Below are 23343 nucleotides of genomic sequence, written 5' to 3' on the forward strand. Positions count from 1 at the left end.
TGGCTCGGTGACCTCGACCGAATCAATGCCGTCCCGTCTCCTCGGCGTGGTCGACCGGATTCCCGCCTCGCTGGGGCACCTGGCCGGCCCCGACCAGGGCCGGGTCAGTCTGCCGGTCCGCCTCGCCTGGTCCGGCCCGACCCAGTTCGACGTCGCCGACCCCCGGCAGCGGCTGACGCTCTACCGGACGCTGATGGACTGCGGACAACGTGACGACATCATCCGCTACGTCAACGCCACTCTCCTTCGTCGCGACTGGCCACGCATCCGGCGTCTGACCGCTCGGCGGGTGATCGCTCTGTGGGAGCGCCGCCTTCCGGAACTCGCCGTCTGACCGTGGACGAGCTGCACCGGCGGCTCCTGCGAGTCGGCTTCGCCGCCGGCGACGACCTCGGGTTGGCGCTCGCGGGCGGCTACGCGCTGTCGGCACACAACCTGCTGAGCCGGCCCTCACGGGACATCGACTTCGCCACCGCCACCGCAGTGCCCCTGCCGGCCGTGGCGGCGCGGCTGGCCGAGGCGTATGCGGCCGAGGGGTTCGGCTGCCGGATCATCGAGGCGGGAGACCGGATGGCGCGTCTGCTGGTGTCGGGGGCGCGGCGGTGGAGTGCGAGGTCGACCTGCTCAAGGAAGCGATCGGCCCACCCGCGACCCTCAGCATCGGGCCGGTAGTCGCGTTCGAGGACGCGGTCGGCTTGAAGGTCAGGGCGCTGCACGACCGGGCCGCCCACCGGGACTACATCGACATCAGGGCCGCCAGCCAGCACCTGAGCTGGCCAGAGCTGGAGACCCTGGGCGCGCGGCACACAGTCGGGTTCTCCCTGGCGGAACTGGCCGATCGACTCGGGGCGATCGACGAACTCGACGATGAGACCTTCGCGTCCTACGGACTCGCAGACGCGCAGATCAGGGAGCTGATCGCGTGGTCCGCGCGCTGGGAGGCGGACATCCGGCGCCGGTTGGCGAACGGGGAGACCGGGCCGACCGGCATCCTCGACGACGGGTGGGACACCTACCTCGACCAGCCCTGACCGACGCCCCACCTCGCCGGCCTTCGATGTCAATCTTGACGAGTTGCCGTTTCGGGCGGACGACAAGTCGCCAAGATCGGGCGCCGGGAATCGGCGTCGTCGCGGGTGAGCGCCTAGCCTGGGCGGGTGAGCGGGTGCGTGTTCTGCGGGATCGTGGCGGGTGAGGTGCCGGCGTTCCGGGTCGCCGACGAGGCGGACGGCGTGGCCTTCCTGGACACCCGGCCGGTGTTCAAGGGCCACGTGCTGGTGGTGCCGCGCACGCACCTGGTCACCCTGGCCGACCTGCCGGCCGACGCGCTGCCCGGCTACTTCCGGCTGGTGCAGCGGCTCGCCGTGGCCGTGGAGGCCGGCCTGGGGTCCGGTGGGACGTTCGTGGCCATGAACAACAAGGTGTCCCAGTCGGTCCCGCACCTGCACACCCACGTGGTGCCGCGGACCAAGGGCGACGGGCTGCGCGGCTTCTTCTGGCCGCGGACCCGCTACGCCGACGACGCCGAGGCCGAGGACTTTGCGGGCCGGATCGCCGCCGCGCTCGCCTGAGGGCCGGGACCGCGGGTAAGGAACCGGGGGCCGGCGCTGTTGAACCCGCTGGGAAAGCCAAGAGAGGAGTCCCACCGTGTTCCTTCGCCGCATCAAGGCCGAGATGATCTCTCCCGACCAGGCCCTGCCAGGCCGTCCGATCGCGATGCCGATCGCCGACCGGCACGAGGTGCTGCAGTCCTCGTTGAAGGGTCCCTTCCCCGAGGGCGCGCAGGTCGCCGTATTCGGGATGGGCTGTTTCTGGGGTGCCGAGCGGCTGTTCTGGACCCTCCCGGGCGTCATCACCACGTCGGCCGGTTACGCGGGTGGCTACACCACGAACCCGACGTACGAGGAGGTCTGCTCGGGGATGACGGGGCACGCCGAGGTGGTCCAGGTGGTCTACGACCCGTCGCAGATCAGCTACGAGGACCTGCTCAAGGTCTTCTGGGAGAACCACGACCCGACCCAGGGCATGCGCCAGGGCAACGACGTCGGCACGCAGTACCGGTCGGCCATCTACGCGACCACCGACGAGCAGTTGGCGACCGCGCAGGCCTCGCGGGACGCGTTCGCGCCGATCGTGGCCCGGGCCGGCAAGGGTGAGATCACCACGGAGATCGCCCGGCTCGGCGACTACTACTTCGCCGAGGACTACCACCAGCAGTACCTGGCGCCGACCAAGAACCCGAACGGGTACTGCAACCACGGCCCCAACGGGCTGAGCTGCCCGGTGGGCGTGGCCCGCACCGCCGGCTGACCGACCCGACGAGCGTTTCCCGGGTCTGCGGTGTTTGTCACACCGCGGGCCCGGTCCGATTCGGGCACCCGGACCGCCGGGCAACCGGATCTTCGCCCAGGCCAGCTGCCGATTCGGCGAGGTCGCGCATCCTAGCAAAGACGCAACGTCTCCGACATCAGCTCAACAGGCGAGCTGCAACGACCTCTGGCAGCATTGCCTCGCATGTGCGGACTGGCAGGAGAGTTCCGGCGGGACGGATCGCGGGCCGACGTCGCGGCGGTGGAGCGGATGGCGGCCACCATGAGCGACCGGGGCCCCGACGACAGCGGGGTCTGGTCCCAGGGGCCGATCGCCCTCGGGCACCGCCGCCTGAAGATCATCGACCTCTCGGCCGCCAGCGGTCAGCCCCTGGTCGACCCGGCCGCCGGGCTCACCGGCGTCTTCAACGGCTGCATCTACAACTACCGCGAGCTGCGCGAGGAGTTGCAGGCCAAGGGCCACCGCTTCTTCTCGGCCGGCGACAGCGAGGTCGTCGTCAAGGCGTACGCCGAGTGGGGGCTCGACTTCGTCGACCACCTGGTCGGCATGTTCGCGGTCGCGATCAGCGAGCGGGACACCGGCCGGCTCGTGCTGGCCCGGGACCGGCTCGGCATCAAGCCGCTCTACCTGGCCGAGGGCCCCGGCGTGGTGCGCTTCGCCTCCACCCTGCCGGCGCTGCTCGCCGGCGGCGGTGTCGACACCGGCATCGACCCGGTGGCGCTCGCCCACTACCTGAGCTTCCACAGCATCGTGCCGCCGCCGCGGACCATCCTGCGCGGCGTCGCCAAGCTCCCCCCGGCCACGGTCCGGGTGTACGAGCCGGACGGCACCGCCCACGACCGGGTCTACTGGGACCCGGCCTTCACCCGCGCCGCCGAGCGGGCCGGCTGGTCCGAGCGGGACTGGCAGGACGCCCTGCTGGAGTCGCTGACCACCGCCGTCCGCCGCCGGATGGTGGCCGACGTGCCGGTGGGCGTGCTGCTCTCCGGCGGGCTCGACTCCAGCCTCGTGGTCGCGCTGCTGGCGGGCGAGGGGCAGTCCGGGCTGGCCACCTTCTCCATCGGCTTCGACGCGGTCGGCGGCCGGGAGGGCGACGAGTTCGTCTACTCCGACCTGGTCGCGAAGACCTTCGGCACCGACCACCACCAGATCCGGGTGCCCACCGGCGACCTGCTGCCGCCGCTGGAGGCCGCTGTCGCCGCGATGAGCGAACCGATGGTCAGCCACGACTGCGTGGCGTTCCGGCTGCTCAGCCAGGAGGTCGCCCGGCACGTGAAGGTGGTCCAGTCCGGCCAGGGCGCGGACGAGATCCTGGGCGGCTACCACTGGTACCCGCCGTTGGCCGGCGTCGACCGGGAGCGGGCGCTGGAGACGTACGCGAAGGCGTTCTTCGACCGCGACGCGGCCGGCCTGGCCTGGGTGCTCAACCCGGCGTGGCTGGCCGACGGCGACCCGGCGCGGGAGTTCGTGGCCGCGCACCTCGGCCGGCCCGGGGCGCAGACCGCGGTGGACGCCGGCCTGCGCATCGACACGCAGGTCATGCTCACCGACGACCCGGTCAAGCGGGTCGACAACATGACCATGGCGCACGGGCTGGAGGCCCGGGTGCCGTTCCTCGACCACGAGTTCGTCGAGCTGGCCGCGAGCTGCCCGCCGGAGCTGAAGCTGGCCCAGGGCGGCAAGGGCGTGCTCAAGGAGATCGGCCGGCGGGTCCTGCCGCACGAGGTCATCGACCGGCCGAAGGGCTACTTCCCCGTTCCGGGCCTCACCCACCTGGAGGACAAGCTCCTCGACCGGGTACGCGACGCGCTCACCGCACCCGAGGCCCGCCGCCGCGACCTGTTCCGCGCCGACTACGTCGACGCGCTGCTGGCCGACCCGAACGCCGAACTGACCCCGTTGAACGGAAACAAGCTGTGGCAGCTGGGACTCCTGGAAATGTGGCTCCAGAGCCACGGAATCGACTGACCGTGACGGACACTCTCGCCACCGGCGCGGCACGTAGCGACCGGGAACGGGTGCTGGGCCGGCGCCGGGAACGGGTCGGCCCGGGCGGCGACCCGGTCGCACCCGGGGCTTCCGAGCCCCGGCGGCAGCCCGAGGACGGGTCCGGCGTGGTGCTGGACTGCGGCTGGGGCCGGCTGGTCTTCGGGCAGACCTTCGCCGAGCAGGTCGAGGTAGCCGACGTGCTGCGCTCCGAGGCGGTCGGCGCCCGGGACATCTGCGTCTACCTGCGCGACCCGCACGTGCTGGTCTCCCGCCTCCCCGACGAGCTGTTCATCGACCCGTCGCTGACCTACCGGCTGCCGCTGGGCGAGCACCGGCCGGCGGCCACCGAGAGCGGCGAGATCCCTGGGCTGGCCGTCCGGCCGCTGCGCGACGCCGGCGACGCGGACGCGGTGAACCGGATCTACGCCCGCAACGGCATGGTCACCGCGCCGGTGGACGTGCTGGTCGACAACGCCGGCACCGACCGGTTCCTGCACCTGGTCGCCGAGGACGCGACCGGCGAGGTGGTCGGCACGATCACCGGAGTGGACCACGTGGCGGTCTTCGGCGACCCGGAGAACGGCGCCAGCCTCTGGTGCCTGACCGTGGACTTCAACACCGCGCCGCCCGGCACCGGCCAGGCGCTGCTCACCGCGCTGGCCGACCGGCTCGACGCACGCGGGCGGGCGTACGTGGACCTGTCGGTGCTGGCCGAGAACTCGGGGGCGATCCGGCTCTACGAGCGGCTCGGCTTCCACCGCACCGGGGCGCTCTGCGTGAAGCGGAAGAACCCCATCAACGAGCGGCTGTTCCTGCCGGCCATGCCGGCGGGCTATGACGAGCTGAACCCGTACGCGAAGATCGTCGCGGACGAGGCGATGCGGCGCGGAATCCGGGTGGAGGTGACCGATCCGCGCTGGGGCGAGCTGCGGTTGAGCATCGGCGGCCGGACGGTCCATACCCGCGAGTCGCTCTCCGAGCTGACCTCGGCGGTGGCGATGAGCCGCTGCGACGACAAGCGCGTCACCCGGCGCATCCTCACCGAGGCGGGCCTGTCGGTGCCGCGCGGCCGGACGGCCACCGGCGACGCCGACGACCTGGCGTTCCTGGCCGACGTCGGCCCGGTGGTGGTGAAGCCGGCTCGGGGCGAGCAGGGCAACGGCATCACGGTCGGGGTACGCACGCCGGAGGCGCTGACCGCCGCCGTCGAGCTGGCCCGCCGGTTCTGCCCGGACGTGCTGATCGAGGAGCTGCGGGAGGGCGAGGACCTGCGGGTGGTCGTCATCGACCACGAGGTGGTGGCCGCGGCGGTCCGCCGGCCCGCGCAGATCACCGGGGACGGTGTGCACGACGTCACCGAGCTGATCGAGCGGCAGAGCCGCCGCCGCGAGGCCGCCACCGGCGGCGAGTCCCGGATCCCGATCGACGACATGACCCGCGAGGTGGTGGCCGAGGCCGGTCACCGGATGCACGACGTGCTCCCCGAGGGGCAGGTGCTGGCGGTCCGCCGCACGGCGAACCTGCACACCGGGGGCACCATCCACGACGTGACCGCCGCGCTGCACCCGGCCATCGCCGAGGCGTGCGTGACGGCCAGCCGGGCGCTGGACATCCCGGTCACCGGGCTGGACCTGCTGGTCCCCGCCGCCGACCGGCCGGAGCACGTGTTCATCGAGGCGAACGAGCGGCCCGGCCTGGCCAACCACGAGCCGCAGCCGACCGCCGAACGCTTCGTCGACCTGCTCTTCCCCGGCACCCGGGCGCCGCGGCGGCTCTGGTCGCCGGCCGGGGCGGGAGGGGCCGCGTGAGCGCGAAGCCCCTCGAACTCGACCTCGACTACCTGCGCCAGGTGCTGGTGGAGCTGCTGGAGATCCCCAGCCCGTCGGGGCGTACCGACCACGTGCAGCAGTACGTGGGCGAACGGCTCTCGGCACTCGGCATCGGCTCGACGCTGACCCGGCGCGGTGCGCTGAGCGCGTCCCTGCCCGGACCGCGGTCGACCGGCGCCGACCGGGCGATCGTGGTGCACACCGACACCATCGGCGGCATGGTGAAGCGGCTCAAGGAGAACGGCCGGCTGGAGGTCAACCCGGTCGGCACGCACAGCGCCCGCTTCGCCGAGGGCGCCCACGTACGGATCTTCACCGACGACCTGGACCGGGTGGTCACCGGCCAGGTGCTGCCGCTCAAGGCCAGCGGGCACCGCTACAACGAGGGCGTCGACCTCCAGGGGGTCGGCTGGGAACTGGTCGAGGTCCGGGTCGACGAGCCGGTCACCGACGAGGCCGGTCTCCGGGCGCTCGGCGTCGACGCCGGGGACTTCGTCGCGCTGCTCGCCAACCCGATGATCACCCCGAGCGGGTACGTCAAGTCCCGGCACCTGGACGACAAGGCCGGGGTGGCCGCCGTGCTGACCGCGTTCAAGGCGATGGTCGACGCGGGCGTCACCCCGGCGGTCACAGCGCACCTGCTGGTCACGGTCACCGAGGAGATCGGGCACGGGGCCAGCCACGGCCTCGACCCCGACGTCGCGGAGATCGTCTCGGTGGACGCCGCGGTGGTCGCGCCGGGCCAGCAGTCCCGGGAGGACGCCGCCACCCTGGCCATGGGCGACGGGGTGGGCCCGTTCGACTACCACCTCACCCGGCACCTCGCCGCGATCGCCCGGGAACACGGTGTCCACCTGGTCCGGGACGTCTTCGACTACTACCGCTCGGACGTGGCGGCGGCGGTCGAGGCGGGCGCGCACGCCCGGGTGGCGCTGCTCGGCTTCGGCGTGGACGCCACCCACGGGCACGAGCGCACCCACCTGGACGGGCTGCGGCACCTCGCCCAACTGCTCTGCCTCTATCTCCAGAAGCCGCTGGTCTTCCCCGAGTGGGACGCCGAACCCGAGGGCGACCTGGCCGACTTCCCGTCGCTGGCCGTCCAGCCCGCCTCCGAGGAGGGCCCCCGGGAGGGCCCGATCGGCGTGGAGTGATCGGGCCGGCGCTCCGGATTCCGGCTCGGGCCTGTGATCCAAATCCGTTGCCGAGCCCGACGGGAAGTCGATAGCGTGGCAGTACACGGGAAAGGAGGTGGTCCAGACTTGTATAGCAATCGGACTCGTGAGGTGGCTGTCCGCTAGCCGCTGTCCTCGACAGTGAAACACCGTCCGCCGCGAGGCGGGCATCATGCACCATCGTCGAGACCGTGTGGCAGCGGTGCGGCGAAACCACGACAGCCACCCGACCCCCGGGGTGCCGGCCCAGTCCAGCCGGCCCGCGCGCGAGCGCGGAAGCCCCGGGGGTCGCTTCATGTCTGCGGCAGGAGGCACCGCGTGTCGATGCGCGAGCTGGCGATCCTCGGTACGGCGAGCCAGGCGCCCACCCGCCAGCGCAACCACAACGGCTACCTGCTGCGCTGGGACGACGAGGTGTTCCTCTTCGACCCGGGCGAGGGCAGCCAGCGGCAGATGCTGCACACCGGCATCTCCGCCACCGACCTGACCCGGATCTGCGTCACCCACTTCCACGGCGACCACTGCCTGGGCCTGCCCGGCATGATCCAGCGGTTCTCCCTGGACCGGGTCCCGCACCCGGTGGCCGTGCACTTCCCCGCCGGGGGCGCCGAATACTTCGCCCGGCTGCGCCACGCGACGAGCTTCTACGAGACCGCCGAGCTGGCCGTCGAGCCGATCGAGGCGGACGGGCAGCGGATCACGCTGGGCGTCGGCACGCTGGAGGCCCGCCGGCTGCGGCACCCCATCGAGACGTACGGTTACCGGCTCGTCGAGCCGGACGGCTGCCGGATCCTGCCGGAGAAGCTGTCCGCGTACGGCATCGCCGGCCCGGCGGTCGGGCAGCTCCTCCGCGACGGCCACCTGGACCTGGACGGACGCCGCGTCACCCGGGACGAGGTGAGCGTGACCCGACCGGGGCAGCGGTTCGCCTTCGTCATGGACACCGGGCTCTGCGACGGCGTGTGGGCGCTGGCCGAGCACGCCGACCTGCTGGTCATCGAGTCGACCTTCCTGGAGTCGGAGGCCGCCCTCGCCGCCGAGGTCGGCCACCTCACGGCCGGCCAGGCCGCCCGGGTGGCGGCCGAGTCGGGGGTACGCACGCTCGTGCTCACCCACTTCTCCCAGCGGTACGCGGACCTGCGCCGCTTCGCCGACGAGGCCCGCGAGCACTTCGCCGGGGAGCTGGTGATCGCCGAGGACCTGATGACCGTGCCGGTGCCGCCCCGGCGGGTAGCCTCGGCCGGGTGACGGTCTCCCTGCGCCCCGCCACCAAGGCCGACCTCATGGCGGTGGGCGCCCTGCACCAGCGGTCCCGGGTCGCGGCGTACTCGTCGTTTCTGCCCCCGGAGGCACTGGCCGACCCGACCGCCGAGGCGATGGGCCAATACTGGACCGAGCGGCTGACCTGGGAGGGCGCGGACCACCGGATGACCGTGGCCGAGCGGGACGGCCGGCTCGTCGGCTTCAGCTACCTGGGGCCGGACGACGAGGGCGACCCGGCCACCGGCCTGCTCAACGCCATCCACCTCGAGCCGGCCGAGCGGGGCCGGGGCACCGGGCGGGCGCTCATGGTGGACGCTCTCGACGCCATGCGGGCCCGGGGATGGTCCCGTGCGGTGCTCTGGGTGCTCGAGGAGAATGCGCCCGCCCGGCGCTTCTACGAGCGCGGCGGCTGGACCGCCACCGGCGAGCAGCGCGAGGACGCCATCGGCACCGCCCTCGTCGCGCAGATCCGCTACGCCCGCCCGGTCTAAGGAAGGGCCCCCTCTTAACGCATCCGGTAGAGCAGGGGCCCCCTGTTAACCGGTGGGCCGCCGTTCGCTGTCAGCGGATCGGGGCATGGGTTTCGATGCCGGCGCGTTGGCACGGGCATGGACATCGAGCACAGCGGGCGGGCGGAGGACGCCGCGCTCGACGCGTACTCCCGGGTGGTGACCGGCGTGGCCGCCCGGGTGCTGCCCAGCGTGGCCGCCCTGTCGGTGCGGACCCCGCGCGGCGCCGGCGCGGGTTCGGCCGTGGTGATCGGCCCGGACGGGCTGCTGCTCACCAGCGCCCACGTGGTGCAGGGCGCCGCTGACGGGTCGGCCGCCTTCGGCGACGGCACCGAGACCGGGTTCCGGGTGGTCGGCGCCGACCCGCTCTCCGACCTGGCCGTGCTGCGGGCGGAACGGGCCCCCGTGCCGCCGGTGGAGCTGGGCGACGCCGACCGGCTGCGGATCGGGCAGCTGGTGGTCGCGGTCGGCAACCCGCTGGGGCTGGCCGGATCGGTCACCGCCGGGGTGGTCTCGGGGCTGGGCCGGTCGCTGCCGGCCCGCGACGGGCGGGTCACCCGGCTCATCGAGGACGTCATCCAGACCGACGCGGCGCTGAACCCGGGCAACTCCGGGGGCGCGCTGGCCGACTCGGCCGGCCGGGTGATCGGGGTCAACACCGCGGTCGCCGGGTACGGCCTCGGGCTGGCCGTGCCGGTCAATGCCACCACCCGGCAGATCATCGCGGACCTCACCACCGACGGCCGGGTCCGCCGGGCCTGGCTGGGTGTGGCCGGGGTGCCGGTGCCGCTGCCACCGGAGGTCACCGCCCGCACCGGGCAGCGCCGCGGGCTGCGGGTGGTCGAGGTGGTGCCGGGCAGCCCGGCCGGGACGGCCGGGCTCTACCTCGGCGACGTGATCGTGGCGGCCGGCGGCCGGCCCGTGCAGGACGGCCAGGGCCTGCAGAAGCTGATGCTCGGACGGGCGATCGGCGCCCGCCTGCCCGTCACCGTGCTGCGCAAGGGCGCGTACGTCGACGTGGTCGCCGTGCCCACCGAGCTCGGCCGCTGACGGGGACGAGGGCGTTAAGAAGGGCCCCTTCCTATACGCGAGGCGTTAAGAAGGGGCCCTTCCTTACTTCTCAGCGGGCGCCGAGGTGGGCGAGCAGGTCCTGCCGGGTCAGCACGCCCTTGGGCTTGCCGTCGACCAGCACCAGGGCGGCGTCGGCCTTCTCCAGCAGCCCGACCGCTTCGCTCACCGGCTGGCCGCCACCGATCATGGGCAGCGGGTCGGCCATGTGCCGCTCGATCGTGTCGTGCAGGTGGGCCTGACCGGTGAAGAGCGCATCGAGCAGGTCCTTCTCGGCGATCGAGCCGGCCACCTCGCCGGTCACCACGGGCGGCTCGGCCTTGAGCACCGGGAGCTGGGAGACGCCGTACTCCCGCATGTAGTCGATCGCGTCGCGGACCGTCTCGGTCGGGTGGACGTGCACCAGCTCGGGCAGGCCGCCCGGCTTGCCGCCGAGCGCGTCGGCCACGGTCGGCTCGGCGCCCGAGTTGTCCAGGAAGCCGTACCGCGCCATCCACTGGTCGTTGAAGATCTTGGACAGGTAGCCCTTGCCGCTGTCCGGCAGCAGCACCACGACCACGTCGTCCGGGCCGGCCTTGCGGGCCACCTCCAGGGCAGCCACCACGGCCATGCCGCAGGAGCCGCCGACCAGCAGGCCCTCCTCGCGGGCCAGTCGCCGGGTCATCTCGAAGGACTGCTTGTCCGACACCTCGACGATCTCGTCGGCCACGGTGCGGTCGTAGGTCTCCGGCCAGAAGTCCTCGCCGACGCCCTCGACCAGGTAGGGCCGGCCGGTGCCGCCGGAGTAGACCGAGCCCTCCGGGTCCGCGCCGATCACCCGGACCCGCCCCTCGGACGCCTCCTTCAGGTAGCGGCCGATGCCGGAAATGGTGCCGCCGGTGCCGACGCCCGCCACGAAGTGGGTGAGCCGCCCCTCGGTCTGCTGCCAGAGCTCCGGCCCGGTGGTCTCGTAGTGCGAGCGCGGGTTGGCCGGGTTGCTGTACTGGTTGGGCTTCCAGGCGCCGGGGATCTCGCGGGCCAGCCGGTCGGAGACGTTGTAGTAGGAGCGCGGGTCCTCCGGCGCCACGGCGGTCGGGCAGACCACGACCTCGGCGCCGTACGCCCGCAGCACGTCCTGCTTGTCCTGGCTGACCTTGTCCGGGCAGACGAAGACGCACTTGTAGCCCTTGAGCTGGGCGACGAGGGCCAGCCCGACGCCGGTGTTGCCGCTGGTCGGCTCGACGATCGTGCCGCCCGGCTGGAGCAGGCCGGCCTTCTCGGCGTCCTCGACCATCCGCAGCGCGATCCGGTCCTTGACCGAACCGCCCGGGTTGACGTACTCCACCTTCGCCAGCACGGTCGCCTGGATGCCCTCGGTGACGTTGCGCAGGCGTACCAGCGGGGTGTTGCCGATCAGCTCGACCACGTTGTCGTAGTACTGCACCTCGTTGTGCCCTTCGTTGCGCCGCCGTCGTGGGGCGGCCGGAAAGTCGTCAGTTCGTCGCCCAGGGTACGTGCCGTCAGGGCGCCACATGCCCCGGGATGACGGACCTGCGACGTGCCTCCCACTCCAGGAAGCGGTCGGTCTCGGCGAGCACGCTGCCGGCCAGCCAGGCGACCATCATGGCGTCGTCGGCCAGCCCGAAGATCGCCAGCGGGATCTCCGGCAGCAGGTCGATCGGCGAGACGATGTACGCCGTGGCACCGGCCATCAGGGCCAGCCGGAGGCCGCCGTCGTACTCGCCCCGGGCGGTGGCCCGGATCATCCGGGGCAGCGCCGCCAGCCGGACGCCCAGCGACGGGCCACCCCGCGCTCCGGCCGCCAGCGCCCGCGCCAACGCGGTGAAGGCCGCGCTCCGTTTCAACGTCTTCCCCATCTCCTCGCCCCTCTCCGCTCGACCAGGGTGCGGTCCCGGCGCAAGCCCGCCCCACCCCTACCGGTACCCGGAACGGTCGCGTCCCAGCCGTGACGATCACGAGGAGAGCGGGTGTCGTGGCGGCGCGATAATGTCGGTTCATGGGGGACGCTGGTTCCGTCGCGCATGGCGGCTGGCAGCGCGCCCGGCAGATCGCCCGCGTGACGGCGATCGGCACGGGCGCCACGGTGGCGGCCACCGTCGTCACGGGCGGGGTGCTGCTCGGTCAGGCCCGCCAGGCCCGACGCACCATTCCCATGGCCGAGGCGCCCCCGCCGCGCTGCGACGGCGTCTACGGCGCGAAGCTCCCCGGCCCGCCGGTCACCATGGTGATCCTCGGTGACTCGTCGGCCGCCGGCTACGGCGTGCACCGCCGGCGCGAGACGCCGGGCGCGCTGCTCGCCACCGGGCTGTCCCGCCGGCTGCACCGCCCGGTCCGGCTGCACCGGTTCGCCGTGGTGGGTGCCCTGTCGGCGGGGCTGCGGCCGCAGGTCGAGTCGGCCCTGGAAGTCGAACCGGACATCGCGGTCGTCCTGGTCGGCGGCAACGACGTCACCAACCGCACCCCGCTCTCGGTGGCCGTGCGCTACCTGGTCGACGCGGTCCGCACGCTGCGGGCCGCCGGCTGCGAGGTGGTCGTCGGCACCTGCCCCGACCTGGGCGCGATCCGGCCGATCCAGCCGCCGCTGCGCTGGCTGGCCCGGCGCTGGAGCCGCCAGCTCGCCGCCGCCCAGACGATGGCCGTGGTGGAGGCGGGCGGCTGGACGGTCTCCCTGGGCGACCTGCTCGGCCCGCGGTTCGCCGCCGAGCCGACCCGGATGTTCGCCTGGGACCGGTTCCACCCGTCCGCGGAGGGGTACGCGGTCGCCGCGGCGGCGCTGCTGCCCACCGTGCTCTCCGCGTTAGGCGCCGGCCAGGAACGCCGGCCCTCGCTCGCCGGCGCGGAGGGCGTACGGTCGCTCCCGGAGGCGGCCCAGGAGGCGGCCCGGCACGCCGGCACCGAGGTCAGCGGCGCCCAGGTCCGGGGCCGCGAGCGCGGGCCCGGCGGGCGCTGGGCGCAGCTTCGGCGGCGGGCCTTCTTCGGCGTCGGCGCGGTGCCGCAACCGGGTGCCGCCGCCGACCCGGCCCAGGTGGAGGGGCTGGCATGAGCGGGGCTGCGGAGGCATCATCAGCAGGCACAACGTGTGCCATGCTCATGTCGACGCCGTTCGCCACGAGCGGACCCGCCCGCGGGTCATCGGAGCTGGGGAGGTGTCGTCGTGACTGAGCGTAACGAGCTTGTGGTCCGGCTTGGTCGGGCTGCCGCGCTCTCCCTGCTCGCCGGCACGGTGGGCGGGGCGGTGGTCCTCGCCGGCCAGGCCATCGCCGCCCGGAGCCGGGAGTACGCCCAGCCCGAGCTGGGTCTCGCGCTGCGCGCCACGGTCGGCCGGGCGGACGCCCCGCCGCTGCGGCTGGTGCTGCTCGGCGACTCGTCGGCGCTCGGCGTCGGCGTCGAACACTTCGAGGAGACCATCGGCGGGCAGCTCGCCCAGTTGCTGAGCGAGGCACCCACCGGCCGGCGGGTGCACCTGTCCAGCGTCGGGGTGTCCGGCTCCCGCTCCACCGACCTGGCCACCCAGGTGGCCCGGGCACTGCTCGGCGAGCGGCCCGACGTGGCGGTGATCCTGATCGGGGCGAACGACGCCACCGGTCTGGCCCGCCCGGCCGACGCGGCGGCCTACCTCGGTTCGGCCGTGCGCCGGCTGCGCGAGGCGCACGTCGAGGTGGTCGTGGGCACCTGCCCCGACCTCGGCGCGGTCCGCGCGGTCGCCTCCCCGCTGCGGCAGGTGCTCGGCTGGGCGGGGCGGCGGGTGGCCCGCGCCCAGACGACCGCCGTGCTCGACGCCGGAGGCAGCGTCGTCGACCTGGGCACGGAGACGGGCCCGGTGTTCCGGGCGGACGCCGGCACCCTCTGCCACGACGGCTTCCACCCCTCCGCCGACGGCTACCGGGTGTGGGCGCACGCCCTGCTCCCGGCGGTCGAGGCGGCCGCCGCGGTCGCGTACCGGCACCACCACTGAGCCCGGCGGGTGACATTTCCCGCCCGCCGCGCGGCTTCCGCCACAAGTTACCGGCGGGTTAACGTTGGTTCATGCCGATTGAGTCGCCCCGCGACGCCGTCATCGTCGCCACCGCCCGGTCCCCCATCGGCCGCGCGTTCAAGGGTTCCCTGCGGGAGGTCCGTCCGGACGACCTCGCCGCCACGATCGTCCAGGCCGCCCTCGACAAGGTCCCGGCGCTCGATCCCACCACCATCGACGACCTCTACCTGGGCTGCGGCCTGCCCGGCGGCGAGCAGGGCTTCAACATGGCCCGGGTGGTCGCCACCCTGCTGGGCCTGGACGGCCTGCCCGGCGCCACGCTGACCCGCTACTGCGCCTCGTCGCTGCAGACCACCCGGATGGCCATGCACGCCATCCGGGCGGGCGAGGGCGACGTCTTCATCTCCGCCGGCGTCGAGACCGTCTCCCGGTACGCGCGGGGCAACTCGGACGCCCTCCCGCCCGAGGCGCAGGCGCTGGTCGGCGGCGGGTGGGAGAACCCGCGCTTCGCGGCGGCGCGGGAGCGCTCCGCGGCCCGGGCCAAGGGTGGCGCCGAGGTGTGGACCGACCCGCGCGAGGACGGCCAGCTCCCCGACATCTACCTGACCATGGGCCAGACGGCGGAGAACCTCGCCCAGGTCCACGACGTCACCCGCGCGGACATGGACGCGTTCGGCGTCCGCAGCCAGAACCTCGCCGAGAAGGCGATCGCGGACGGGTTCTGGGCCCGCGAGATCACCCCGGTCACCACGCCGGACGGCACCGTCGTGAGCACCGACGACGGCCCGCGCCCCGGGGTGACCCTGGAGGCCGTGGCCGGCCTGAAGCCGGTCTTCCGCCCGGATGGCCGGATCACCGCCGGCAACTGCTGCCCGCTCAACGACGGCGCGGCCGCCGTGGTGATCATGAGCGCCCAGCGGGCGCAGGAGCTGGGGCTCACCCCGCTGGCCCGGATCATCTCCACCGGCGTCACCGCGCTCTCCCCGGAGATCATGGGCCTGGGCCCGGTCGAGGCGTCCCGCCAGGCGCTCAAGCGGGCCGGCATGACCATCGACGACGTCGACCTGGTCGAGATCAACGAGGCGTTCGCCGCCCAGGTGATCCCGTCCTACCGGCAGCTCGGCATCCCCGAGGAGAAGTTGAACGTGATGGGCGGCGCCATCGCCGTCGGCCACCCGTTCGGCATGAGCGGCGCCCGGATCACCGGCACCCTGCTCAACGCGCTGGAGTGGCATGACAAGACCATCGGTCTGGAGACCATGTGCGTCGGCGGCGGCCAGGGCATGGCCATGGTGCTCGAACGCCTGAACTGAGGCCGGTTCCCCGACGCCGGGGCCGGGTACGGGAGGCGCCATGGCGACCGTCGTGGAACGCGAACGCAAGTACTCCGGCGACGAGGGATTCCGGCTGCCCGACCTGACCGGGTGCGGTGGCGTCGCGACGACGTCCGACGCCACCGCCCTCGACCTGGACGCGGTCTACTGGGACACCGCCGACCTCCGGCTGGCCCGCAGCGGCTACGCGCTGCGGCGGCGGACCGGCGGGCACGACGCGGGCTGGCACCTCAAGGTGGGTGCGGTCGGCGGCGCGCGCACCGAGCACCAGTTCCCGGCCGGGCCGGAGGACGCCGGGCCGCCGCCCGAGCTGGTGGCGCTCTTCCGTGGCGCGTCCCGTGGCCGCCCGGTCGCGCCGGCCGCGCGGGTCGTCACCCGCCGCCGGGAACGCCGCCTGCTCGACGCGGCGGGCCGCCCGCTGGCCGAGGTGGCCGAGGACGACGTCCACGCCGAGGACCTGGTGAGCGGCGAGCGGCAGGCCTGGCACGAGTTGGAGGTCGAGCTGGTCGAGGGCGACGAGGCGCTGCTCGACGCGGTGGACGGGCGGCTGCGCGCCGCGGGCGCCCGGACGGTGCCGGTCTCGAAGTCGCACCGCGCCGTGGGCGGCCGACTCGCCGCCATCCGGCCGGCGCCCGCCGACCCGGCGGCCGCGCCGGTGGTCGACTACCTCACCGCCCAGCGCGACACGCTGATCGGCCACCACGCCGGCGCGCTCGGCGGCGACGAGGACGCCGTGCACGACATGCGGGTGGCCGTCCGCCGGCTCCGCTCCACGCTGCGCACCTTCCGTGGGCTGTGGGACCGGGCGGAGAGCGAGCAGGTACGGGCGGAGCTGCGCTGGCTGGGCGCGCGGCTCGGGCCGGTCCGGGACGTCCAGGTGATGGCCGCCCGGCTGGCCGGCGCGGTGCACGCGGAACCCGCGGAGCTGGTGCTCGGCCCGGTGCCGGCGCGATTCGCCGAGCGGTTCGCCGCCGACATGGCCACCGCCCTCGACGGGCTGCGCGCCGCGCTCGGCTCCGACCGCTACACCGACCTGCTGCGCCGCCTGGACGCGCTGGTGGAGGGACCGACCGCGCGTGAGGTGCGGCGCCGCTGGGTGACCCGGCGGGTGCGCCGGGCGGTGACCCGCTTCGACGAGCGGCTGGACCGGGCGCTGGCCGACGGCGGGAGCGACGACACCGCGCTGCACGAGGCGCGCAAGGCGGGCAAGCGGGCCCGGTACGCCGTCGAGGTGCGCAAACCCGCCGCGAAGCTGGTGGACCGGTTCAAGGACCTCCAGGAGGCGCTCGGCGCGCACCAGGACTCGGTGGTGACCCGGGAGGTGCTGCGCGAGCAGGCGCTGCGGGCGTACGCCGACGGCGAGAACACGTTCACCTACGGCCTGCTGCACGCCCGGCAGGCCGCGCTGGCCGACCGGGCCGGGCCGGCGCTGGCGAAGGCGCGCGACCGGGCCCGCCGCCGGAAGGTGCGGCGCTGGCTGACGGGGTGACCGCCGGCTAGAGCGCGGACCGGGTCCGGGCGACCGCGGTGGCCGCCTCGGCCAGCACGGGCTCCGGCGCGCCGGCCGCCAGCAGGTCGGCGGCGACCACCCGGAGCTGATCGGGCAGGGCCAGGTCGCTGGGCAGGCGGGGCACCTCGCGCCGCGGCTCCCCCTCGGCGTCGGCCGCCAGGTTGGCGATCTCCTGGACCAGCTTGTGCACCAGGTCGGCGCGGGACACGTTGCCGCCCTCGGCCGCCGCCGACCAGCGCGGCTGCTCCCAGTGCCCGACCTGTCGGACCAGCAGTGTCACGGCCCGGTCCAGTTCCGCTGCGCTCATCGCGGCCGAGTCTACGACGGCTCCAGGTCGCGGTGCGGCGGCAGACCGGCCTTCATCCGGACCGGAGCGCCGCCTGGCGGCGCGGAGGCCGAATGATGGCCGCCAGCCGAGCTGGCGTTGTCGTACGGTCAGCGGCGGACATAGCTGAGCAGGCGCAGGATCTGCCAGTACAGGAAGATCAACCCGACCAGCAGGCCGAAGGCGCAGAACCAGGCGTACCGGCGGGGCAGGCCGTTGCGGGCGGACCGCTCGACCAGGTCGAAGTCGAGCACGAAGCTGAGCGCCCCGGCGATGATCGCGACCACCGAGAAGAGGTACGGCAGCCAGCCGACCCGCGCGCTGAGGCTGTAGACCTCGACGCCCTGCCGCCCGGTGAACAGGTAGGTGACCAGGTTGACGAGGCCGATCGCCACGATGCCGATGAGCGTGCCGACGACCAGGCGGGCCAGCCGCGGGGTGGCCCGGATCAGCCGGGCCCGGTAGAGCAGCGCCATGCCGAGGAAAACCCCGAAGGTGCCGATCACCGCCTGCGCCACGATGCCCGGGTAGACGAGTTCGAAGGCGCGGCTGGCCACGCCGAGCAGCAGCCCCTGGAGCACCGCGTACCCGACGATCAGCGGCGGGTTGGTGAGCTGCTTCAGCGAGATGACCAGCACGAGCGCCAGGCTGGCCAGGGCGCTGCCGGCGAGCGCCGCGGAGATCCACGCGGCCTGCGGCACGAGCACCCACGCCACCGCCGCGGTGACGCCGGTGAGCAGCAGCAGGCCGACCGTCCGGCTGACCACGTCGGCCACCGTCATGGTGTCGGCGGCGCCCGCGCCGAGCACCTGCCGCTCGGTCCGGCCGACGTCGTCCAGCCGGTCCAGCACCGGGTTGGCACTGCGCACCGCGACCTCCTCGCGCCGACGTACCCCGGCTCCCACTCTGCCCCGGGCGGCCCGGCGGCGGCGGGCAAACGACGACGCCCGCCGCCGCGGGAGCGGCTGGCGGGCGTCGCAGGTCGGGCGGGGTTGGTCAGTCGTCGCCCTGGAAGTAGCTGAGCAGCCGGAGGATCTCCAGGTAGAGCCAGACCAGGCCGACCACGATGCCGAACGCGGCGGTCCAGGAGTAGCGCTGCGGGAGCCCCATCCGGACGCCCTCCTCGATCTCCGCGAAGTTGAGCACGAAGCTCAGCGCGGCGACCACGATGCAGACCAGGCTGAAGCCGATGGCGAGCGGGCTGCCGTCCCGGAGGTGGGTGTTGACGCCGAAGAGCGCGAGCACCAGGTTGATCAGCATGACGCCGAAGAGACCCGCGATGATCGCCACCATGATCCGGGCGAACTTCGGCGTGGCCCGGATGATCCGCGCCTTGTAGATCACGGCCATCAGGAAGAAGACGCCGAAGGTGGCGACGACGGCCTGGAGCACGATGCCGTCGTAGAGCGTGTCGAACGTCTTGCTCACCATGCCGACGAAGACGCCCTCGACGATCGAGTACGCCACCACGAGCGCCGGGTTGGCCATCCGGGAGAACGAGATGACCAGGCCGAGGACCAGACCGACCACCGCGGCGCCGATCCAGGCGACGCCGGTCAGGGCGTCCGGCACGAGCACCCAGGCCGCGGCGGCGGAGGCGCCGAGGATGCCGAGCATCAGCACCGTCTTGACGACCACGTCGTCGAGGGTCATCGGGGTCACGGTGGGCGGGGCCGCCGGGAAGCCGTGCCCGGTGGGGTACGGCTGCTGCTGCGGGTACTGCGGGTACTGCTGGGGGTATCCGGGCTGACCGTACGGCCCGGGCTGGGCGTACCCGGCCGCCCGCTCCCGCTCAGCCGCCTGGCCGAGCCGGGCGAGCACCGGGTTCGAGGTCTTCACTTCTCAGGCCTCCCTCAGGGGGTCGATGCACGTGAACGTGCCTCTCCAGGGTAAACGGGGGGGCAACGCCGCGCGCCGCGCGAAGCTGTGGGAAAGCTGAGAGTGTGGTGCCCGGGGCGGGGGTCGAACCCGCACGCCTCTCGGCAGCCGCTTTTAAGGCGGCCGTGTCTGCCGTTCCACCACCCGGGCGGGTGACACCGGCGCGTCGACACGCGGCGGTGCAGATCTCACCGTAGCGGCTGCGTCGCGGCCTGGCGTACCCCGCTGGGCCCGGCCGATATGGTCGAGGCCGTGACCAGCGCCGCCCGCACGGCCCCCGGGCCCGACCGCGACCAGGCAGTTCGCCTCGACCCGGCGACCCGCCCGGGCCGGGCGGCCCGGCTGCTGGCCGCCGGCCGCCGGCATCGCGCGGACCTGCTGGTCGGCCTGCTCTTCGCCGCGCTCGCCGGCTGGCTCACCCACGGGCTGTGGCCGGCGCCCGGGCAGCGGATGCTCGCCCTCAACCCGGCCGACCAGACCCTCTACGAGTGGTTCCTGGCCGTCGACTCGCGTGCCCTGCTCGGCGACTTCGGTCTGATCACCGACCGGCTCAACGCGCCGGACGGGCTGAACCTCATGACCAACACCACGGTCATCGCGCTCGGCGTGCTGCTCGCCCCGGTCACCCTCGCCCTCGGGGCGCCTGTCACCTTCGCCCTGCTGGCCGCGGCCAACCTGGCCGGCACGGCGCTGGCCTGGTACCTGCTCCTGAACCGGACGCTGCGGGCCCGCCGGCTCGCCGCCGGGCTCGGCGCGGCGCTCTGCGGCTTCGGCCCGGGCATGGTCTCGCAGAGCAACGCGCACCTGCACATGACCGCCCAGTGGCTGGTCCCCGTGATCGTCTGGCTGGTGGTCCGGCTGCTCCGGGCCGCCGACCCGGCCGGCCGCCCGGACGGCCCGGACCGCCGCCGGCTGGCCACCTCGGCGCTCGGGCTGGCCACGGCCGTCACCTTCCAGGTCTTCGTCGGCGAGGAGGTGCTCTTCCTCACGGCGCTCACCCTGCTCGTCATGGCCGTCGCGTACGGGCTGGCCGACCAGGCGCTGCTGCGCCGGGCGCTGCGCGGCTTCGCGGGCGGGCTGATGTGCGCCGCCGGGCTGGCCCTGCTCGTGCTGGCGTACCCGCTGTGGCTGCAGTTCGCCGGGCCGCAGGGTGTCTCGGACGGGATGTTCAGCCCGCACTACTTCTCGGCCGACCTGACCAGCTGGACCCGGCTCTCCCCGTTGTCGGTGCTGGGCGGGGCCGGCGCGTTCCGGCTGACCACCGGCCCGGCCGAGTTCAACGGCTTCCTGGGCTGGCCGCTGGTGCTGGTGGCCGCCGGCTGCGCGGTCTGGCTGGGCCGGCGCGCCCTGGTCGTCGCCTGCCTCGCCGGGGCGCTGGTCATGGCGGCGCTCTCGCTCGGCCCCGAGGTGGTCGTCGGCGGGGAGCGGACCGGGGTGCCCGGCCCGTACGCCCTGCTGGCCGGCCTGCCGGTGGTGGACAGCGCGCTGCCGATGCGGTTCGGCCTGGCGGTGCTGCCGCTGGTGGGGACGGTGCTCACGCTGGCCGTGCACCGGGCGCTGGGCGAGCCGGGGCCGGCCCGCCGGCTGGTCCCCGTCGCGGTCGGCGCGGCCCTGCTCAGCGTCTTCCCCGCGCCGCTGCCCACCACCGACCGGCCGCCGCTGCCGGAGTTCGTCACCGGCGGGCACTGGCGGCAGTGCGTACGCCCGGGCGGGGTGCTGGTGCCGGTGCCCACGGCCACCCCGAAGGACCCCTGGCCGATGCGCTGGGGCACCGCCGCCGACGCCGCCTTCGGCATGCCGGAGGGCTTCTTCATCGGCCCGTACGGCCGCAACGGCTCGGCCACCATGGGCACGTACCAGCGCCCCACCTCCGCCCTGCTGGCCGACGCGGCCAGACGGGGGGTGGGGCCGGCGGTCGGCGACCGGCAGCGCCGGCAGGCCGCCCGGGACATCGAGTTCTGGGGCGCCTCCTGCGTGGCGCTCACCGACGACGCGCCGCACGCCGAGACCCTGCGCCGGACCCTGGAGCAGCTCTTCGGCCCCGGCACCCGGATCGCCGACGCCTGGACCTGGCGGTTCTGACCCCGGACACGGCGAAGGGCCCCTCCCGTGCGGGAAGGGCCCTTTCCGGTCGTCTCAGACGCGCGCGCCGACCGGCGGCGCGGACGCCTCGGCGAACTCCTCGCGCGGGTCGTGCAGCTGGCCGAGGGCGACCACCTCGCGCTTGAGGAAGAACGCCAGCGTCCAGTCGACCACGACCCGGACCTTGCGGTTGAACGACGGGATCCGCGACATGTGGTACGTGCGGTGCATGAACCAGGCCGGCCAGCCGGTCATCTTCACGCCGTAGACCTGGGCCACGCCCTTGTGCAGGCCGAGGCTGGCGACGCTGCCCGCGTGCTTGTGCTTGTAGTCGACCGGCTCGCGCCCGCGGATCACGTTCACGATGTTGTCGGCCATCCGGGCGGCCTGCCGGACCGCGTGCTGCGCGCTGGGCGAGCAGAAGTTGCCCGGCTCCTTGGTCAGGTCCGGCACCGCGGCGCAGTCGCCGGCGCTCCACGCGCCCTCGACCACCCGGTCGCCGTCCACGATCTGGAGGGTGGGCAGGCAGGTGACGCGGCGCCGCTCGTCCCGCGGGAAGTCCGTCGCGTCCAGCATCGGCGACGGCTTGACGCCCGCCGTCCAGACGATCGTGTCGGACGGGAAGGTCGACCCGTCGGAGAGCTTCGCGACCCCGTCGACGCAGGACTCCAGCCGGGTGTCCAGGCGGATGTCCATGTTCCGCTTGAGCAGCTCCTGCACCGTGTAGGCGCCCATGTCGCGGTCGACCTCGGGCAGCACCCGCTGGGTGGCTTCGACCAGCACCCAGCGCATGTCCTCCGGCTTCAGCTCCGGGTAGTAGCGCAGCGCGTCCCGGGCCATGTCCTCCATCTCGGCGAGCGCCTCGATGCCGGCGTAACCACCGCCGACGAAGACGAAGGTCAGCGCGCGGCTGCGCACGTCCGGGTCCGTCGTCGCGGCCGCCACGTCGAGCCGGTCCAGCACGTGGTTGCGCAGGAAGATGGCCTCACCGATGGTCTTGAACCCGATACCGTGCTCGTGCAGGCCGGGAATCGGCAGGGTGCGGGAGACCGAGCCGGGGGCGACCACCACGTGGTCGTACCGGATCTCCCGGGTCGGGCCGCTGATCGGCTGCACGACCGCGGTCTTCCGGTCGTGGTCGATCCGGGTGACCGTGCCGGCCACGACCGTGCACTTGCGCAACTCCCGCCGCAGCGGCACCACAGCGTGCCGCGGGGAGATGTTGCCCGCCGAAGCCTCCGGGAGGAACGGCTGGTAGGTCATGTGCGGCTGCGGGTCGACGACGATGACCTCGGCCTCACGGGAGCTCAGCTTCTTGGACAGGCGCAGAGCGGCGTACAGGCCCACGTGCCCGGCACCCACGACAAGGATCCGCTTCGGATTCACGTCATCTATCTTTCCCCGGGCGGCTCGGGTAATCCCGATCGAGACCCCCTTCTGTGACGGAGCACAACCCCTGTGACCTGCGCAACTTCCCGGGAAGTCCCGCTATCTGCGACGCAGGAGCCAGGCCAGCAGGCCGCTGAGACCCACCGCCACCAGCAGCCCGACCACCGTGGCCACCTGGGAACCACGGTCCCCACCGACCCCACCGAGCCAGGCCAGCACGATGCCGAGCACGGCGGCGGCCAGCACCACCCCGCCGGCGCGGGCCAACCAGCGCAACACCAGATCCGGGTCGACCACCGCGTCGTAGGGCAGCAGCGCGGCCAGCGCGGCCAGCGTGTGCGCCAGGTAGAGCAGGGTGGCCACCGCGAGCAGCCGCCACAGCGCCGGCGGCCGGTCGAAGCCGAGCGTGGCGAGCAGCCAGCCGCCGACCGTGACCAGCGCCGCGAACGTCGGCCAGAGCCGGCGCGGAGCGACCGCCGGCAGCACCGCCACCACCGTGAAGGCCAGCAGCGACCGCGAGGTGAACGCCTGTGCCGGGTACGCGACCAGGAGGCCGACCAGCACGCTGAGGAAGATGCCGGCCCGCACCAGCAGCGGCGTCGGGCTGACCCGCCGGACCCCGTACCGCAGGGCACGCACCCGCTCGGTCAGCCCCTCGACAAGATCGTTCATCTGCGCCACTCTTCGT

General features: G+C 73.7%; 23 protein-coding genes and 1 tRNA gene. 16 read left to right on the forward strand and 8 right to left on the reverse strand.

Annotation, left to right across the window (positions count from 1 at the left end):
• The first annotated feature begins 7 nt into the window (after nt 1–7).
• The 11 genes from RMN56_RS07025 to RMN56_RS07075 all read left to right on the forward strand — a co-directional run bounded on the left by RMN56_RS07025 (nt 8) and on the right by RMN56_RS07075 (nt 10143).
• A complete protein-coding gene (locus tag RMN56_RS07025; RefSeq protein ID WP_313723019.1) occupies nt 8–334 on the forward strand; it encodes a hypothetical protein in 327 nt (108 codons plus the stop codon).
• A gap of 2 nt (nt 335–336) precedes the next feature.
• Nucleotides 337–672, forward strand: coding sequence for a nucleotidyl transferase AbiEii/AbiGii toxin family protein (locus tag RMN56_RS07030; RefSeq protein ID WP_313723020.1), 336 nt, complete (start codon nt 337–339; stop codon nt 670–672).
• The gene (locus RMN56_RS07035) at nt 603–1031 is read left to right on the forward strand and encodes a nucleotidyl transferase AbiEii/AbiGii toxin family protein (protein WP_313723021.1); all 429 of its coding nucleotides are present in this window, start codon (nt 603–605) and stop codon (nt 1029–1031) included. Before RMN56_RS07030 ends, RMN56_RS07035 begins: the two co-directional genes overlap by 70 nt.
• A 126-nt stretch (nt 1032–1157) precedes the next feature.
• A complete protein-coding gene (locus RMN56_RS07040) occupies nt 1158–1571 on the forward strand; it encodes an HIT family protein (RefSeq protein WP_313723022.1) in 414 nt (137 codons plus the stop codon).
• Between the two features lie 76 nt (nt 1572–1647).
• Nucleotides 1648–2310, forward strand: coding sequence for a peptide-methionine (S)-S-oxide reductase MsrA (gene msrA / locus RMN56_RS07045; protein WP_313723023.1), 663 nt, complete (start codon nt 1648–1650; stop codon nt 2308–2310).
• 204 nt (nt 2311–2514) lie between these two features.
• On the forward strand, nt 2515–4299 hold the full coding sequence (locus RMN56_RS07050; RefSeq protein ID WP_313723024.1) for an N-acetylglutaminylglutamine amidotransferase: 1785 nt from the start codon (nt 2515–2517) through the stop codon (nt 4297–4299).
• Nucleotides 4300–4301: 2 nt separating this feature from the next.
• Nucleotides 4302–6128 carry an N-acetylglutaminylglutamine synthetase gene (gene ngg / locus RMN56_RS07055; RefSeq protein WP_313723025.1) on the forward strand — a complete coding sequence of 609 codons (1827 nt, stop codon included), beginning with the start codon at nt 4302–4304 and terminating at the stop codon, nt 6126–6128.
• Nucleotides 6125–7300 (forward strand): osmoprotectant NAGGN system M42 family peptidase, encoded by a 1176-nt coding sequence (locus RMN56_RS07060; protein ID WP_313723026.1) that lies wholly within the window; start codon nt 6125–6127, stop codon nt 7298–7300. Before ngg ends, RMN56_RS07060 begins: the two co-directional genes overlap by 4 nt.
• Before the next feature lie 339 nt (nt 7301–7639).
• Nucleotides 7640–8569: a ribonuclease Z gene (locus RMN56_RS07065; RefSeq protein ID WP_313723027.1), complete on the forward strand. Its 930-nt coding sequence runs from the start codon at nt 7640–7642 to the stop codon at nt 8567–8569.
• Nucleotides 8566–9075, forward strand: coding sequence for a GNAT family N-acetyltransferase (locus RMN56_RS07070; protein WP_313723028.1), 510 nt, complete (start codon nt 8566–8568; stop codon nt 9073–9075). The genes RMN56_RS07065 and RMN56_RS07070 overlap by 4 nt, the downstream gene beginning before the upstream one ends.
• A 117-nt stretch (nt 9076–9192) precedes the next feature.
• Complete coding sequence (locus RMN56_RS07075; protein WP_313723029.1) at nt 9193–10143, forward strand: S1C family serine protease; 951 nt, start codon at nt 9193–9195, stop codon at nt 10141–10143.
• Nucleotides 10144–10213: 70 nt separating this feature from the next.
• On the opposite strand, the gene RMN56_RS07080 is transcribed toward RMN56_RS07075, so the two are convergent.
• Nucleotides 10214–11584, reverse strand: a complete 1371-nt coding sequence (locus tag RMN56_RS07080; RefSeq protein ID WP_313723030.1) for a cystathionine beta-synthase — start codon at nt 11582–11584, stop codon at nt 10214–10216.
• A 76-nt stretch (nt 11585–11660) separates the two neighbouring features.
• Nucleotides 11661–12017, reverse strand: a complete 357-nt coding sequence (locus RMN56_RS07085; RefSeq protein WP_262287057.1) for a YkvA family protein — start codon at nt 12015–12017, stop codon at nt 11661–11663.
• A 140-nt stretch (nt 12018–12157) separates the two neighbouring features.
• Between RMN56_RS07085 and RMN56_RS07090 the strand changes: the two genes are divergently transcribed.
• The 4 genes from RMN56_RS07090 (at nt 12158) to RMN56_RS07105 (ending at nt 16960) form a co-directional block, all read left to right on the forward strand.
• Complete coding sequence (locus RMN56_RS07090) at nt 12158–13204, forward strand: SGNH/GDSL hydrolase family protein (RefSeq protein WP_313723031.1); 1047 nt, start codon at nt 12158–12160, stop codon at nt 13202–13204.
• Nucleotides 13205–13315: 111 nt separating this feature from the next.
• A complete protein-coding gene (locus RMN56_RS07095) occupies nt 13316–14116 on the forward strand; it encodes an SGNH/GDSL hydrolase family protein (protein ID WP_262287059.1) in 801 nt (266 codons plus the stop codon).
• Between the two features lie 71 nt (nt 14117–14187).
• The gene (locus RMN56_RS07100; RefSeq protein ID WP_313723032.1) at nt 14188–15450 is read left to right on the forward strand and encodes an acetyl-CoA C-acetyltransferase; all 1263 of its coding nucleotides are present in this window, start codon (nt 14188–14190) and stop codon (nt 15448–15450) included.
• 40 nt (nt 15451–15490) lie between these two features.
• Nucleotides 15491–16960, forward strand: a complete 1470-nt coding sequence (locus tag RMN56_RS07105) for a CYTH and CHAD domain-containing protein (protein WP_313723033.1) — start codon at nt 15491–15493, stop codon at nt 16958–16960.
• Nucleotides 16961–16967: 7 nt separating this feature from the next.
• On the opposite strand, the gene RMN56_RS07110 is transcribed toward RMN56_RS07105, so the two are convergent.
• The 4 genes from RMN56_RS07110 to RMN56_RS07125 form a co-directional block, all read right to left on the reverse strand.
• A complete protein-coding gene (locus tag RMN56_RS07110) occupies nt 16968–17288 on the reverse strand; it encodes a hypothetical protein (protein WP_313723034.1) in 321 nt (106 codons plus the stop codon).
• Nucleotides 17289–17416: 128 nt separating this feature from the next.
• Complete coding sequence (locus RMN56_RS07115) at nt 17417–18175, reverse strand: Bax inhibitor-1/YccA family protein (protein ID WP_313723035.1); 759 nt, start codon at nt 18173–18175, stop codon at nt 17417–17419.
• A 127-nt stretch (nt 18176–18302) separates the two neighbouring features.
• Complete coding sequence (locus RMN56_RS07120; protein ID WP_313723036.1) at nt 18303–19145, reverse strand: Bax inhibitor-1/YccA family protein; 843 nt, start codon at nt 19143–19145, stop codon at nt 18303–18305.
• Between the two features lie 105 nt (nt 19146–19250).
• Nucleotides 19251–19334, reverse strand: a tRNA-Leu gene (locus RMN56_RS07125).
• Between the two features lie 90 nt (nt 19335–19424).
• On the opposite strand from RMN56_RS07125, the gene RMN56_RS07130 reads away from it, so the two are divergent.
• Nucleotides 19425–21266, forward strand: coding sequence for a hypothetical protein (locus tag RMN56_RS07130; RefSeq protein ID WP_376787282.1), 1842 nt, complete (start codon nt 19425–19427; stop codon nt 21264–21266).
• 54 nt (nt 21267–21320) lie between these two features.
• Here the strand turns inward: RMN56_RS07130 and RMN56_RS07135 are convergent, their stop codons facing one another.
• Complete coding sequence (locus RMN56_RS07135; protein ID WP_313723038.1) at nt 21321–22652, reverse strand: NAD(P)/FAD-dependent oxidoreductase; 1332 nt, start codon at nt 22650–22652, stop codon at nt 21321–21323.
• 102 nt (nt 22653–22754) lie between these two features.
• Nucleotides 22755–23327 (reverse strand): hypothetical protein, encoded by a 573-nt coding sequence (locus RMN56_RS07140; protein WP_313723039.1) that lies wholly within the window; start codon nt 23325–23327, stop codon nt 22755–22757.
• Between the last annotated feature and the right edge of the window lie 16 nt (nt 23328–23343).

The organism is Micromonospora halotolerans (assembly GCF_032108445.1).
GTDB classification, from domain to species: Bacteria; Actinomycetota; Actinomycetes; order Mycobacteriales; family Micromonosporaceae; genus Micromonospora; species Micromonospora halotolerans.